General features: G+C 71.0%; 14 protein-coding genes and 5 tRNA genes. 16 read left to right on the forward strand and 3 right to left on the reverse strand.

Annotated features, from left to right (window positions below; genetic code table 11):
* The first annotated feature begins 7 nt into the window (after window positions 1-7).
* The 9 genes from ACIGXW_RS12040 to ACIGXW_RS12080 all read left to right on the forward strand — a co-directional run bounded on the left by ACIGXW_RS12040 (window position 8) and on the right by ACIGXW_RS12080 (window position 4979).
* Window positions 8-790 carry a fumarylacetoacetate hydrolase family protein gene (locus ACIGXW_RS12040; RefSeq protein WP_360916536.1) on the forward strand — a complete coding sequence of 261 codons (783 nt, stop codon included), beginning with the start codon at window positions 8-10 and terminating at the stop codon, window positions 788-790.
* A complete protein-coding gene (gltX, locus tag ACIGXW_RS12045; RefSeq protein ID WP_360916533.1) occupies window positions 783-2258 on the forward strand; it encodes a glutamate--tRNA ligase in 1476 nt (491 codons plus the stop codon). The genes ACIGXW_RS12040 and gltX overlap by 8 nt, the downstream gene beginning before the upstream one ends.
* Window positions 2259-2456: 198 nt before the next feature.
* Window positions 2457-2528, forward strand: a tRNA-Gln gene (locus ACIGXW_RS12050).
* A gap of 74 nt (window positions 2529-2602) precedes the next feature.
* Window positions 2603-2675 (forward strand) — tRNA-Glu (locus tag ACIGXW_RS12055).
* A gap of 42 nt (window positions 2676-2717) precedes the next feature.
* Window positions 2718-2790 (forward strand) — tRNA-Glu (locus ACIGXW_RS12060).
* Window positions 2791-2802: 12 nt separating this feature from the next.
* A tRNA-Gln gene (locus ACIGXW_RS12065) sits at window positions 2803-2874 on the forward strand.
* A 37-nt stretch (window positions 2875-2911) separates the two neighbouring features.
* Window positions 2912-2984, forward strand: a tRNA-Glu gene (locus ACIGXW_RS12070).
* An 86-nt stretch (window positions 2985-3070) separates the two neighbouring features.
* Entirely contained in the window at window positions 3071-3979 is a 909-nt protein-coding gene (locus ACIGXW_RS12075; protein WP_399572341.1) for an MEDS domain-containing protein, read from the forward strand.
* Window positions 3969-4979 carry an anti-sigma factor RsbA family regulatory protein gene (locus ACIGXW_RS12080; RefSeq protein ID WP_399572343.1) on the forward strand — a complete coding sequence of 337 codons (1011 nt, stop codon included), beginning with the start codon at window positions 3969-3971 and terminating at the stop codon, window positions 4977-4979. The genes ACIGXW_RS12075 and ACIGXW_RS12080 overlap by 11 nt, the downstream gene beginning before the upstream one ends.
* A 123-nt stretch (window positions 4980-5102) precedes the next feature.
* Here ACIGXW_RS12080 and ndgR read toward each other — a convergent pair whose 3' ends face one another.
* Entirely contained in the window at window positions 5103-5831 is a 729-nt protein-coding gene (gene ndgR, locus ACIGXW_RS12085) for an IclR family transcriptional regulator NdgR (RefSeq protein WP_360917580.1), read from the reverse strand.
* A gap of 100 nt (window positions 5832-5931) precedes the next feature.
* Between ndgR and leuC the strand changes: the two genes are divergently transcribed.
* The 4 genes from leuC (at window position 5932) to ACIGXW_RS12105 (ending at window position 9211) form a co-directional block, all read left to right on the forward strand.
* Complete coding sequence (gene leuC / locus ACIGXW_RS12090; RefSeq protein WP_399572345.1) at window positions 5932-7374, forward strand: 3-isopropylmalate dehydratase large subunit; 1443 nt, start codon at window positions 5932-5934, stop codon at window positions 7372-7374.
* Window positions 7375-7379: 5 nt separating this feature from the next.
* A complete protein-coding gene (leuD, locus tag ACIGXW_RS12095; RefSeq protein ID WP_071961636.1) occupies window positions 7380-7973 on the forward strand; it encodes a 3-isopropylmalate dehydratase small subunit in 594 nt (197 codons plus the stop codon).
* A gap of 179 nt (window positions 7974-8152) precedes the next feature.
* A complete protein-coding gene (locus ACIGXW_RS12100) occupies window positions 8153-8398 on the forward strand; it encodes a hypothetical protein (protein ID WP_071961637.1) in 246 nt (81 codons plus the stop codon).
* A 123-nt stretch (window positions 8399-8521) separates the two neighbouring features.
* Window positions 8522-9211, forward strand: coding sequence for an HU family DNA-binding protein (locus ACIGXW_RS12105; RefSeq protein ID WP_071961638.1), 690 nt, complete (start codon window positions 8522-8524; stop codon window positions 9209-9211).
* A gap of 89 nt (window positions 9212-9300) precedes the next feature.
* Here ACIGXW_RS12105 and ACIGXW_RS12110 read toward each other — a convergent pair whose 3' ends face one another.
* Window positions 9301-9555 (reverse strand): hypothetical protein, encoded by a 255-nt coding sequence (locus ACIGXW_RS12110; protein WP_399572347.1) that lies wholly within the window; start codon window positions 9553-9555, stop codon window positions 9301-9303.
* Between the two features lie 10 nt (window positions 9556-9565).
* A complete protein-coding gene (gene cofC, locus ACIGXW_RS12115; RefSeq protein ID WP_399572349.1) occupies window positions 9566-10216 on the reverse strand; it encodes a 2-phospho-L-lactate guanylyltransferase in 651 nt (216 codons plus the stop codon).
* Between the two features lie 172 nt (window positions 10217-10388).
* Between cofC and ACIGXW_RS12120 the strand changes: the two genes are divergently transcribed.
* Genes ACIGXW_RS12120 through ACIGXW_RS12130 form a run of 3 tightly spaced genes read left to right on the forward strand, consistent with a single transcriptional unit; the run spans window position 10389 to window position 13331 of the window.
* The gene (locus tag ACIGXW_RS12120) at window positions 10389-11150 is read left to right on the forward strand and encodes a lysophospholipid acyltransferase family protein (RefSeq protein ID WP_071961641.1); all 762 of its coding nucleotides are present in this window, start codon (window positions 10389-10391) and stop codon (window positions 11148-11150) included.
* Window positions 11147-12148 carry an NAD(P)H-dependent glycerol-3-phosphate dehydrogenase gene (locus ACIGXW_RS12125; protein WP_071961642.1) on the forward strand — a complete coding sequence of 334 codons (1002 nt, stop codon included), beginning with the start codon at window positions 11147-11149 and terminating at the stop codon, window positions 12146-12148. Before ACIGXW_RS12120 ends, ACIGXW_RS12125 begins: the two co-directional genes overlap by 4 nt.
* Window positions 12149-12182: 34 nt before the next feature.
* The gene (locus ACIGXW_RS12130) at window positions 12183-13331 is read left to right on the forward strand and encodes a D-alanine--D-alanine ligase family protein (RefSeq protein WP_399572350.1); all 1149 of its coding nucleotides are present in this window, start codon (window positions 12183-12185) and stop codon (window positions 13329-13331) included.
* Window positions 13332-13352: the final 21 nt, after the last annotated feature.

Raw genomic sequence — 13352 nt, forward strand, 5'->3', positions numbered from 1 at the left:
GCTTCCCGTGCGCATCGCCAGGTTCTCCATCGACGGAAACGTCGCCTTCGGCGTCGTAGAGGGGGACGCCTCGACCGAGGGCGGTCCCGTCCTCGACATCATCAAGGGGCACCCCTTCGCGGAATTCGAGCGCTCGGGGCAGAAGATCCCGCTGAGCAAGGTGCGGCTGCTGCCGCCCGTGCTGCCCAACAAGGTCGTCGCCATCGGCCGCAACTACGCCGAACACGCCGCGGAGCTGGGCAACGAGGTCCCCGAGGTGCCCGTCACCTTCTTCAAGCCCTCCACGGCCGTCATCGGCCCCGGCGACCCGATCGCCTACCCCTCCTTCTCCAGCGAGCTCCACCACGAGGCCGAGCTCGCCGTCGTCATCGGCCGCATGTGCCGTGAGGTCCCGCGCGAGCGCGTCAAGGACGTCATCCTCGGCTACACCTGCGCCAACGACGTCACCGCGCGCGACGTCCAGCAGCGCGAGAAGCAGTGGGCCCGGGCCAAGGGCTTCGACACCTCCTGCCCCCTCGGCCCCTGGGTCGAGACCGAGCTCGACCCCGGCGACCTCGGCATCATGTGCACCGTGAACGGCGAACAGCGCCAGCTGGGCCGCACGAGCGACATGGTGCGCTCCATCGAGGACCTGATCGTCCACATCACCGAGGCGATGACGCTGCTCCCCGGCGACGTCGTCCTCACCGGCACCCCGGCCGGCGTCGGACCGCTCAACGTCGGCGACGAGGTCGCCGTCACCATCGAAGGCATCGGCACTCTCACCAACAAGGTGATCAAGCGTGGCTAACGCGAACGTCCGCGTACGTTTCTGTCCCTCGCCGACCGGCAACCCCCACGTGGGTCTGGTCCGCACCGCCCTCTTCAACTGGGCGTTCGCCCGCCACCACGGCGGCACCCTGGTCTTCCGCATCGAGGACACCGACGCGGCCCGCGACTCGGAGGAGTCGTACCAGCAGCTGCTGGACGCCATGCGCTGGCTGGGCCTCGACTGGGACGAGGGCCCCGAGGTGGGCGGCCCCCACGCGCCGTACCGCCAGTCGCAGCGCATGGACCTCTACAAGGACGTCGCCGCCAAGCTGCTCGACGCCGGTCACGCGTACTACTGCTACTGCACCACCGAGGAGCTCGACGAGCGCCGCGAGGCCGCCCGCGCGGCCGGCCGCCCCTCGGGCTACGACGGCAAGTGCCGCGAGGTGAGTGCCGAGCAGAAGGCGCAGTACGAGCGCGAGGACCGCAAGCCGATCGTCCGCTTCCGGATGCCCGACGAGGCCATCACCTTCACCGACCTGGTCCGCGGCGAGCTGACCTTCACGCCGGAGAACGTGCCCGACTACGGCATCGTCCGCGCCAACGGCGCCCCCCTCTACACGCTCGTCAACCCCGTCGACGACGCGCTGATGGAGATCACCCACGTCCTGCGCGGCGAGGACCTGCTCTCCTCCACCCCGCGCCAGGTCGCCCTCTACCGGGCGCTCGCGGAGATCGGCGTCGGCAACGGCAGCACCCCGGCCTTCGGCCACCTGCCGTACGTGATGGGCGAGGGCAACAAGAAGCTCTCCAAGCGCGACCCGCAGTCCTCCCTGAACCTCTACCGGGAGCGCGGCTTCCTGCGCGACGGCCTGCTCAACTACCTCTCCCTGCTCGGCTGGTCCCTCTCGGCCGACCAGGACATCTTCACGATGGACGAGATGGTCGCCGCGTTCGACGTCAAGGACGTCAACGCCAACCCGGCCCGCTTCGACCTCAAGAAGTGCGAGGCGATCAACGCCGACCACATCCGCCGGCTGGAGCCGAAGGCGTTCGCCGAGGCCTGCGCGCCCTGGCTGAAGGCCCCGCACGCCAACTGGGCGCCCGAGAAGTTCGACCAGGCCGCGTGGGAGGAGATCGCCCCGCACGCCCAGACCCGGGTGACGGTCCTCTCCGACATCACCGCCAACGTCGACTTCCTCTTCCTGGACGAGCCCGTCGAGGACGAGGCGTCCTGGGCCAAGGCCATGAAGGAGGGTTCGGACGCCCTGCTGCGCACGGCCCGCGCCAAGCTGGCCGAGGCCGAGTGGAACGCCGACGCCCTCAAGGCCGCCGTCGTCGCCGCGGGCGAGGAGCACGGCCTCAAGCTCGGCAAGGCCCAGGCCCCGGTCCGGGTGGCCGTCACCGGCCGCACCGTCGGCCTCCCGCTCTTCGAGTCCCTCGAAGTGCTCGGCCGTGACCGCACCCTGGCCCGCGTGGACGCCGCCCTGGCCAAGCTCACGGGCTGAGACCACTGTCATGCGCCCCGAGGGGCCCGGCAGCCTGCCGCAGGCTGCCGGGCCCCTCGCGCTTGCGCGAAGGGTCTATCGATTTTGGACCCCAGTCCACCTTCGGGTAATGTTCTTCCTGCGCCGCCCGAGAGGGCCGAGAGGCCGGAGCGGGAGGCGCAAGCCGGACAAACCCCCTTACGGGGGGTGAAGTTACGGTGGGGTATGGTGTAATTGGCAGCACGAGGGTTTCTGGTTCCCTTAGTCTAGGTTCGAGTCCTGGTACCCCAGCAAGAGAAAATGGCTTCGAATTCTCTTGATAAACTAGCGAAGCAAACAGCGCGAAAGCGCAAAGCGTAGTGCGAGCCCCCGTTGTGTAGCGGCCTAGCACGCCGCCCTCTCAAGGCGGTAGCGCCGGTTCGAATCCGGTCGGGGGTACTGATTTCCAAACAGGGTCCGCCCTGAAAGGGAATCGCTAGGGCCCCCGTTGTGTAGCGGCCTAGCACGCCGCCCTCTCAAGGCGGTAGCGCCGGTTCGAATCCGGTCGGGGGTACTGGTTTCACCATGGGATATGGTGTAATTGGCAGCACGAGGGTTTCTGGTTCCCTTAGTCTAGGTTCGAGTCCTGGTATCCCAGCGCAGAGAGCATTTTCGCTCTGCAAGCAGCAAAGCTAGCCCCCGTTGTGTAGCGGCCTAGCACGCCGCCCTCTCAAGGCGGTAGCGCCGGTTCGAATCCGGTCGGGGGTACAGAAGAAAGAATGCCTTTCGCTTCGGCGGAGGGCATTTTTTCATGCCTCCTTCCCCCCTCTCGGGGCCGGCGGGATAATCCCCGCATGGTCCATCCCAACGGCGTGCGCCGCCGGGTCCACGTCGGTGATCTGCAACCCGGCGACCACGCGTGCCTGCTCTTCGGGTCCGACGAGGAGCGGGCCTCCATCCTGCGGGACTTCGTCCTCGGCGGGCTGGACGCCGAGGACAAGATCCTCTATCTGAGCGGTGCGGAGGAATCGACCGGCCCCGGTGCCCTGTGGGAGGAATGCCGGCTCACGAGCGTGCCCGGCGGCCTGGCCGACCGTGTGGAGGTCGTACGGCTGGCCGAATTTCTCTCGGGGTGCGGTCAGTTGGAGCCCGCCGCCCTGATGCGCAGGCTGCGCAGCGCCGCCGAGCGCTCCCGCGAGGAGGGCTACCGGGCGCTGCGGGTCGCCGGGGACCTGTGCGCGGCCCTGCACGAGCACGGCGCGCCCGGCGCCCTCGGGGTCGCCCGGCTGCTGCGGTACGAGGCACTGCTGGCGGAGGAGTTCACCTCCAGCGGGGCGCTGGCCGTCTGCCAGTACGACATCCGCCGCTGCGAGCCCGCCGCCCTGGACGCCTTCGCGTCCGTGCACGCCGGGAGCGTCGAGGCGGACCCCCTCGTCCGTACGGCCGAGCTGGTCGTCGTGCGCACCTACCGGCCCCAGGGGCTGCGGATCGAGGGCGTGGTGGACGCCGGGGCGCACCGGCGGCTGCGGGACGCTCTGCGGTCCGTGGCGGGCGTGCGGGGCGACGTCCGCCTGGAGATGTCCCAGGTGGAGTTCCTGGACCTGGGCGGCCTGCGGCTGCTGATGACCTTCGCCCGGGCCCGTGCCGCCCGGCACGCCACGGTCGAGCTCAGCGCGCTGCCGCCCCATCTGCGGCAGGTCATCACCCTCGTCGGCTGGGACCGTACGCCAGGGCTCCGGCTGGGGGACGTGCATGCCTGCTGAGGACACCTGCGCCGGCGCCGGGTCCGGTTTCGTCCACCACGCCTGCCTGTACGGCACCGACGCCGAGTTCCTGGCGATGGCGGTGCCGTTCGTGGAGGCGGGGCTGGCCGCGGGGGAGCCCGTGCTGGCCGCGACGACGCCCGCCAACATCGACCTGCTCCGCGACGCCCTGGGGAAGCGGGCCGGCGCGCTGGACACGGCGGAGACCGCCTACTTCGGCCGGCGGCCCGTGGAGCGGGTCTCCGCCTTCCTGCGCTACCACGACCACCGCGCCCGGCCCGGGCGCCGGATGCGGATGATCGCCGAACCGGTGTGGGGCGGGAAGTCGGCCCGCCAGGTCGCCGAGTGGAAGCGGATGGAATCCGGGCTGAATGTGCTGCTGGCCGGGCTGCCGGTGTGGATGATCTGCCCGTACGACACCAGGACCGTGCCGCCGGACGTGGCCGAGGCGGCCTGCGCCACGCATCCCGCGCGGCTGGACGGGGAGCGGCTGATCCCGTGCGCCGCCTACGCCGACCCCGCGGCGTACGCGGCCGGCGTGCGGCTGCCGCGGGCTCCGGCGCCGGCCGGTGCCGCCCGGACGGGTCCGACGGCCTCGCTCGCCGACGTCCGGCGCTTCGCCCGCGAGCGGGCCGTGGCGGGAGGTCTGAGTGGTGAGCGGCTGGCCCTGGCCGTGCTGGCCGTCTGTGAGGCCGCGGGCTATCTGCTGGCGGCGGGGGAGGCCAGGGTGGCGCGGGTGGCGCTGCGGGCCTGGGAGGAGCCGGGGGTACTGGCGTACGAGCTGGTGCGGGTGCGGGGGGACGCTGTCGGGGAGGGGGCGGTGTTCGCGGGGTTCCGGCCGCCGGGGGAGTCGGCGGGGGCGGAGGACGGGCTCTGGCTGGCACGGTCGCTGAGCGAGTCCCTGGACGTCCAGGCCAGGGGGCCGCTGACCCGGCTCACCCTACGTGTGGCGGGGCCCCGGGACGCGGAGCGATTTCCCCCACCCCGCCCCTTCCCGTAACCGGGGGCTCCGCCCCCGGACCCCCGGTCCTCAAACTCCCCCAGCTACCGCTGGGAGGTGCCCCCAGACGGGCTGGAAGATCCAGCCCGTCCGGCGATTGAGGACAAAGGGGGCGGGCGCCGCTCAGCCGTTGCGGCGCAAGGCCTCCGTCAGGCGGATCGCCGCGTCCAGGACCGCCTGGGCGTGCATGCGGCCCGGATGACGGGTCAGACGCTCGATCGGACCCGAGACCGAGACGGCCGCGACCACCCGGTTCGACGGCCCCCGCACCGGCGCCGAGACCGACGCCACGCCCGGCTCGCGCTCGCCGATCGACTGGGCCCAGCCCCGGCGCCGTACGCCCGAGAGCGCGGTCGCCGTGAAGCGGGCCCCCTGCAGGCCGCGGTGAAGCCGCTCGGGCTCCTCCCAGGCCATGAGGACCTGGGCCGCCGAGCCGGCCTTCATCGGCAGCGTGGAGCCCACCGGCACGGTGTCCCGCAGTCCGGACAGCCGCTCGGCCGCCGCCACGCAGATGCGCATGTCGCCCTGGCGCCGGTAGAGCTGCGCGCTCTCGCCCGTGACGTCCCGCAGGTGCGTGAGGACCGGGCCGGCCGTGGCCAGCAGCCTGTCCTCGCCCGCCGCCGCGGCCAGCTCGCTGAGCCGGGGGCCGAGTATGAAGCGGCCCTGCATGTCGCGCGCCACCATCCGGTGGTGCTCCAGGGCCACCGCGAGCCGGTGCGCCGTCGGACGCGCCAGTCCGGTCGCCGTGACCAGCCCGGCGAGGGTCGCCGGTCCGGACTCCAGAGCGCTCAGTACCAGAGCCGCCTTGTCGAGTACGCCCACTCCGCTAGAGGCGCCGCCTGAGTTGTCCATGCAACGATACTTGCGTCTCACACTGTGAAACGCAAGTTCAATTTTTCCCGGGAAGCGCCAATCTGGAACGGACAGCCCCCAGCTCACAGGAGAGACAGCGATGGGACGGACACTCGCGGAGAAGGTCTGGGACGACCACGTCGTCACGCACGCCGAAGGCGAGCCCGACCTCCTCTACATCGACCTGCACCTGCTCCACGAGGTCACCAGCCCGCAGGCCTTCGACGGCCTGCGCAAAGCGGGCCGTCCGGTCCGCCGGCTGGACCTGACCATCGCCACCGAGGACCACAACACCCCCACCCTCGACATCGACAAGCCCATCGCGGACCCCGTCTCCCGCACCCAGCTGGAGACCCTGCGCCGCAACTGCGCCGAGTTCGGCGTGCGGCTGCACCCGCTGGGCGACGTGGAACAGGGCGTCGTCCACGTGGTGGGACCGCAGCTGGGTCTCACCCAGCCCGGCACCACGGTCGTCTGCGGCGACAGCCACACCTCCACCCACGGCGCCTTCGGCGCGCTGGCCTTCGGCATCGGCACCAGCCAGGTCGAGCACGTGCTGGCTACCCAGACGCTGCCGCTGTCCCCCTTCAAGACCATGGCCATCACGGTCGAGGGCGAGCTGCCCGAGGGCGTCACGGCCAAGGACCTGATCCTGGCGATCATCGCCAGGATCGGCACCGGAGGCGGCCAGGGCTACGTCATCGAGTACCGCGGCTCCGCCATCGAGAAGCTCTCGATGGAAGCCCGGATGACCGTCTGCAACATGTCCATCGAGGCGGGTGCCCGGGCCGGCATGATCGCCCCCGACGAGACCACCTTCGCCTACCTCGAGGGCCGCCCCCACGCGCCCAAGGGCGAGGACTGGGACGCGGCCGTCGCCTACTGGCGCACCCTGCGCACCGACGACGACGCCGTCTTCGACCGCGAGGTGGTCATCGACGCCACCGAGCTCTCCCCGTTCGTCACCTGGGGCACCAACCCGGGCCAGGGCGCGCCCCTGTCCGCGGCGGTCCCCGACCCGGCTTCGTACACCGACCCCTCCGAGCGGCTCGCCGCCGAAAAGGCCCTGGAATACATGGGGTTGACGGCAGGTCAGGCGCTGCGCGACATCAGCGTGGACACCGTCTTCGTGGGCTCGTGCACCAACGGCCGCATCGAGGACCTGCGCGCCGCGGCCTCCATCGTCGAGGGCCGCGAGGTCGCCGACGGCGTACGGATGCTGGTGGTCCCCGGGTCGGTCCGGGTGGCTCTGCAGGCCGTCGAGGAAGGGCTGGACAAGGTGTTCACCGCGGCCGGCGCCGAATGGCGGCACGCGGGCTGCTCCATGTGCCTGGGCATGAACCCCGACCAACTCGCGCCGGGCGAGCGCTCCGCGTCGACGTCCAACCGCAACTTCGAGGGCAGGCAGGGCAAGGGCGGCCGTACGCACCTGGTCTCCCCGCAGGTCGCCGCCGCCACCGCCGTACTGGGCCGGCTGGCCTCCCCGGCCGACCTGCCGGACGTCGCCGGCGCCACCGATGCACGCACCACCGTGGAGGTCTGAGACCGATGGAAGCTTTCACCACGCACACCGGCCGGGCCGTCCCGCTGCGCCGCAGCAACGTCGACACCGACCAGATCATCCCCGCGCACTGGCTGAAGAAGGTCACCCGCGACGGCTTCGAGGACGGGCTCTTCGAGGCCTGGCGCAAGGACCCGGAGTTCGTCCTCAACCGCCCCGAGCGGGCGGGTGCCACCGTCCTGGTCGCCGGCCCCGACTTCGGCACCGGCTCCTCCCGTGAACACGCCGTCTGGGCGCTGCAGAACTACGGCTTCAAAACCGTCGTGTCGTCCCGCTTCGCCGACATCTTCCGCGGCAACTCGCTCAAGAACGGGCTGCTGACGGTCGTTCTGCCGCAGGAGACCGTGGAGGCGCTCTGGAAGCTCACCGAGGCCGACCCCACCGCCGAGGTGACGGTGGATCTCGTGGCCCGGCAGGTGCGGGCCGAGGGCATCACGGCCGATTTTGAGCTTGACGAGAACGCCCGATGGCGACTCCTGGAGGGGCTGGACGACATCGGTCTGACCCTCCGGCACGAGGCCGACATCGCCGCATTCGAGGCCGGAAGGCCCTCGTACAAGCCCTCCACGGCCCGGATCTGAGACCGATTCCGGCTCGTTTGGCCCAGTGTCGGACGGCTTTCCGCCACCGCGAAGGCCCCCGGATTTTCGCTGCTCACCCAGGGTTTGGCATGATGCGCCCCCTGTCTTCGGACAGGGGGCGCGTTGCTTTGTTGAGGGCCCGTGAAGCGACAACTCGCCTCAGATGGCACAATCGGTGCATGGAACGCGACAGCCAACTCGAGCTTTACCGGCTCGTCGCCGACCAACTGAAGGAAGCGCACACAAGAGTGCGCGCACTGCAAGTCCCGGAGGGCGTACGGATGGCGCTGTCCCGGCAGCTGCTGGCCATCACGGCCTCGGCGAAGCACGATCTCTCAGGCGCGGCAAGGCGCCTGGACCGGCTGATGAACGACCTCGACGAGGGCCGTTTCCCCCAAGAGCCCGGCACGCACGGAACTCCGTGATGAGTCGAGTTCGTTGCGGCACAAGGGTGATTAGACCGTTTCGTGTTTGATTTGCGGTATATATCTGCCTAACGTGCGAAAAAGCTGGAGCACATTCCAGCCAATGTCTCCGAAGGGGAAGACGTGAACAAGGCGCAGCTCGTTGAAGCGATTGCCGACAAGCTCGGTGGCCGTCAGCAGGCCGCAGACGCGGTCGACGCGGTACTCGACGCGATCGTCCGCGCGGTTGTCGCCGGTGACCGTGTCTCGGTCACCGGTTTCGGGTCGTTCGAGAAGGTCGACCGTCCCGCCCGCTACGCCCGCAACCCGCAGACGGGTGAGCGCGTACGGGTCAAGAAGACCTCGGTGCCGCGCTTCCGCGCGGGCCAGGGCTTCAAGGACCTGGTGAGCGGCTCGAAGAAGCTCCCGAAGGGCGGCGAGGTCTCCGTCAAGAAGGCGCCCAAGGGCAGCCTTTCGGGCGGCAAGGCCACCACCAAGGCCGCGGCCAAGAAGGCCACCGCCAAGAAGGCCGCCGTCAAGAAGACCACGGCCGTCAAGAAGACGACCGCGGCGAAGACCACGGCCGCGAAGAAGACCACCGCCGCCAAGAAGGCGACGACCGCGAAGAAGGCGGCGCCGGCCAAGAAGGCGACGACCGCCACCAAGGCCGCCGCGAAGAAGGCGACCCCGGCGAAGAAGGCCGCCGCGGTCAAGAAGACGGCTGCCGCGAAGAAGACCGCGCCCGCCAAGAAGGCCGCCGCCACCAAGGCCCCGGCCCGCAAGACCACCGCGCGCAAGACCACCGCCAAGAAGACCGCCGCCAAGAAGAAGTAAGGCAGCGAACGTACGGCGTAACGCGCCGGGCCGGGCTCCCTTCGGGGAGCCCGGCCCGCGGTGCGTACGGCCCCCGTGGGGCCCCGTCCTCAGAAGGTCTGCAGCGTCACCAGCGTGATGCGCCGGCCCGCCACCGGGCCCGCCGCGTCCGCCGGGCCCCCGGCCTCGCCCCGGGCGCCGTCCCCGGGCGCCGCGAACTCGATCCGCACCCGCTGCCCGGGCCGCAGCAGCAGCAACCCGCCGGCGTCGAACGCCGCCCCGTCGAAGGGCACGGGCGTGCCGTCGTCCAGGAGAACGCTCCCGGAGCGGGTCGAAGGATCGAAGGTGTACGCGGTGGCCTGCATGGCCAGCAGCCTAGTCGGCCACCCGCCCGCCCATCGGCACGCCGGTCGCGACGGCCGCCGTGCGGGGCCCCACGCCCAGGGCGAGAGCGGCCCGCAAATCGTCTTCCGTGTCCACGTCCCGGCGCACGGAATCCACGTCCGCCAGGAGGATCTCCCGGGCTCCCGAAGCCCTGTGACGGGCGCGCGAACGCCCCTCGAACGCCGGAGCCAATTCCATTCCGGGGGCCGCGGCCAGCAGCGTCGTACCGATTCCGGCGGCATCGGCGAGAAAAGTGCGGGGGAATTCGGCGGCGGAATCGAGCACCCGGCCGAGTTCCACCGGGCGCAGCGCCGGCAGATCCGCATTGAGGGTGGCCACCGCGGAATGCGGCCGGCGGGCCCGTACCGTGCGGGCACCGTGCGCCAGCGCCGCGTTCAGTCCGCCGTCGCCGGGCGGCTCGGACAGCACCCGGGCGCCCAGCGCGGCCACCTCGGCGGCCGCCAGCGGGTCCGCCGTGACGACCGCCACATCCCGCACCCGCTCACAGGCCAGCGCCGCCCGCACGGTGTCCTGGGCGAAGGCGAGCGCGAGCGCCGGCCCCGGCAGCCGGCCGGCCCCCGCCGTGAGGCGGCTCTTGGCCGCGGCCAGCGGCTTCAGCGGCACCACCAGCGTCCAGAGCACGTCCGCCCCCTATCTCTCGTACCCGGCCCATTGTCACCCGCTGCCGCAGCCCGGTGCGGAGTGCGGGGTTACGGTGTTCTCGACAGACCGGGTACCTGGGGCGACACTTGTCCGGCCCCCGGGTGAGCAGCACGCCCGAAGCAGCTTCAGGTCCCAACGGAAGGGTGTCCGAGTGTCCCGCCACAGAATCGGCTTCTGGTACCGCTTTACGGCGGTGTTGGCAAAACCGCCGCTCGTGGTTCTGTTCAAGCGGGACTGGCGCGGAATGGAGCACATTCCGGCCGACGGCGGATTCATCACCGCCGTCAACCACAACTCCTACCTCGACCCGCTGTCGTACGCCCACTTCCAGTACAACACCGGGCGGGTCCCCCGCTTCCTCGCCAAGGCCGCCCTCTTCAAGGGCAGCTTCGTCGGCGGGCTGCTGCGCGGCACCGGGCAGATTCCCGTCTACCGCGAGAGCACCGACGCCGCCAACGCCTTCCGGGCCGCGGTGGACGCCATCAACAAGGGCGAGTGCGTGGCCTTCTACCCCGAGGGCACCCTCACCCGGGACCCGGACATGTGGCCCATGGAGGGCAAGACGGGCGCCGCCCGCGTCGCCCTGCTGACCAAGGCCCCGGTCATCCCCGTCGCCCAGTGGGGCGCCAACGAGGCCATGCCGCCCTACGCCAAGGAGAAGAAGCTGCGGCTCTTCCCCCGCAAGACCCTGCGGGTCCTGGCCGGCCCGCCCGTGGACCTCTCCGCCTACTACGGCAAGGAGCCCACCGGCGAGGTCCTGCGCGAGGCGACCGACGTCATCATGAAGGCCATCACGGAACTGCTCGCCGAACTCCGCGGCGAGCCGGCCCCCGCCGAGCCCTACACCCTCAAGAAGGCCCGCGCCGCGGCCCGCCACAACCGCGGCGAGCGGCCGCAGGAGGACAGCAAGTGACGCGTTGCGCCGTATTCGGCACCGGTTCCTGGGGCACCGCCTTCGCGATGATCCTCGCCGACGCGGGCTGCGAGGTCACCATGTGGGGCCGCCGCGCCGCCCTCGTGGACGCCATCAACACCGGCCGCACCAACCCCGACTACCTCCCCGGCATCGAGCTGCCCGCCGGTGTCCGGGCCACCACCGACCCCGCCGAGGCGGCGCGCGACGCGGCGTTCACCGTGCTGGCCGTCCCCTCGCAGACCCTGCGCGGGAACCTCACCGAGTGGGCGCCCCTGCTGGCCGCCGACACCGTGCTCGTCTCCCTGATGAAGGGCGTCGAACTGGGCACGGCCAAGCGGATGAGCGAGGTCGTCGAGGAGGTCGCCAAGGTCTCCCCGGACCGGGTCGCCGTCCTCACCGGGCCCAACCTCGCCAAGGAGATCGCCGCCCGGCAGCCCGCCGCGGCCGTCGTCGCCTGCCGCGACGAGTCCGTCGCCCGGCGCCTCCAGGCCGCCTGCCACACCACCTACTTCCGCCCGTACACCAACACCGACGTGGTCGGCTGCGAGCTGGGCGGCGCCGTGAAGAACGTCATCGCCCTGGCCGTGGGCATCGCCGACGGCATGGGCCTGGGCGACAACGCCAAGGCGTCCCTGATCACCCGCGGACTGGCCGAGACGACCCGGCTGGGCCTGGCCATGGGCGCCGACGCGCACACCTTCGCGGGTCTCGCGGGCATGGGCGACCTCGTGGCCACCTGCGCCTCGCCGCTCTCCCGCAACCGCACCTTCGGCGCCAGCCTCGGCCGCGGCATGACCCTCGAGGAGACCATCGCGGTCACCAAGCAGACCGCCGAGGGCGTCAAGTCCTGTGAGAGCGTGCTCGATCTGGCCCGACGTCATCATGTCGACATGCCGATCACCGAGACCGTGGTGGACATCGTCCACGAGGGCAAGCCGCCCATGGTGGCCCTCAAGGAACTCATGTCACGCAGCGCCAAGGCCGAGCGGCACTGACGCACCTCCTGCCACCAGGTACTCTCAACGCGTTATGAGCAGCGAGAACTCCCCCCAGAGCCCTGACCGGAAGCCGCGTGTCGCGGTCGTCTTCGGCGGCCGCAGTTCCGAGCACGCCATCTCCGTGGTCACCGCAGGCGCCGTGCTGCGCGCCATCGACCGCAGCAAGTACGACGTGCTGCCGATCGGCATTACCACTGACGGCCGTTGGGTCCTCACCGCGGACGACCCCGAACGCATGACGATCGCCGGCCGCACGCTGCCGGCCGTCGAGCAGCTCACCGACTCGGCGGAGGGCGGCGTGCTGCTGCCCGCCGACCCCTCCAGCCGTGAGGTCGTCTACGTCGAGCCGGGCGCCGTTCCCAAGGCGCTGGGCGAGGTCGACGTCGTCTTCCCCGTGCTGCACGGCCCCTACGGCGAGGACGGCACCCTCCAGGGCATGCTGGACCTGGCCGGCGTCCCCTACGTCGGCGCCGGCGTCCTCGCCTCCGCCGTCGGCCAGGACAAGGAGTACATGAAGCGGGTCTTCATCTCCTACGGGCTGCCCGTCGGCCCGTACGAGGTGATCCGGCCCCGTGAGTGGGACACCGACCCCGCCGCAGCCCGCAAGAAGATCGTGGACTTCGCCGGCGAGCACGGCTGGCCGCTGTTCGTGAAGCCCGCCCGCGCCGGCTCGTCCATGGGCATCACCAAGGTCGACGACGCCTCCGGCCTGGACGAGGCCATCGCCGAGGCCCGCCGCCACGACCCGAAGATCCTGGTCGAATCGTTGCTGCGCGGTCGCGAGATCGAGTGCGGCGTGCTCGAGTTCGAGGACGGTCCGCGCGCCAGCGTGCCCGCCGAGATCCCCCCGGTCAGCGCGCACGACTTCTACGACTTCGAGGCCAAGTACATCGACTCCGCCTCCGGCATCGTGCCCGCCCCGCTGAGCGAGGACGAGACGCGCCGGGTGCAGGAGCTGGCCGTCCAGGCCTTCGAGGCCGTCTCCTGCGAGGGACTGGTCCGTGCGGACTTCTTCCTCACCGAGGACGGCGAGTACGTGATCAACGAGATCAACACCATGCCCGGCTTCACACCCATCTCCATGTACCCGCGCATGTGGCAGGAGAGCGGTGTGGAGTACCCCGAGCTGGTCGACCGTCTCGTCCAGGCCGCCCTGCGGCGGCCGACGGGGCTGCGCTGAGCGCAACGCCGGAGAGGGCCG

Origin of the sequence: Streptomyces sp. NPDC053079, assembly GCF_044546695.1 — a bacterium.
Classification (GTDB): Bacteria; Actinomycetota; Actinomycetes; order Streptomycetales; family Streptomycetaceae; genus Streptomyces.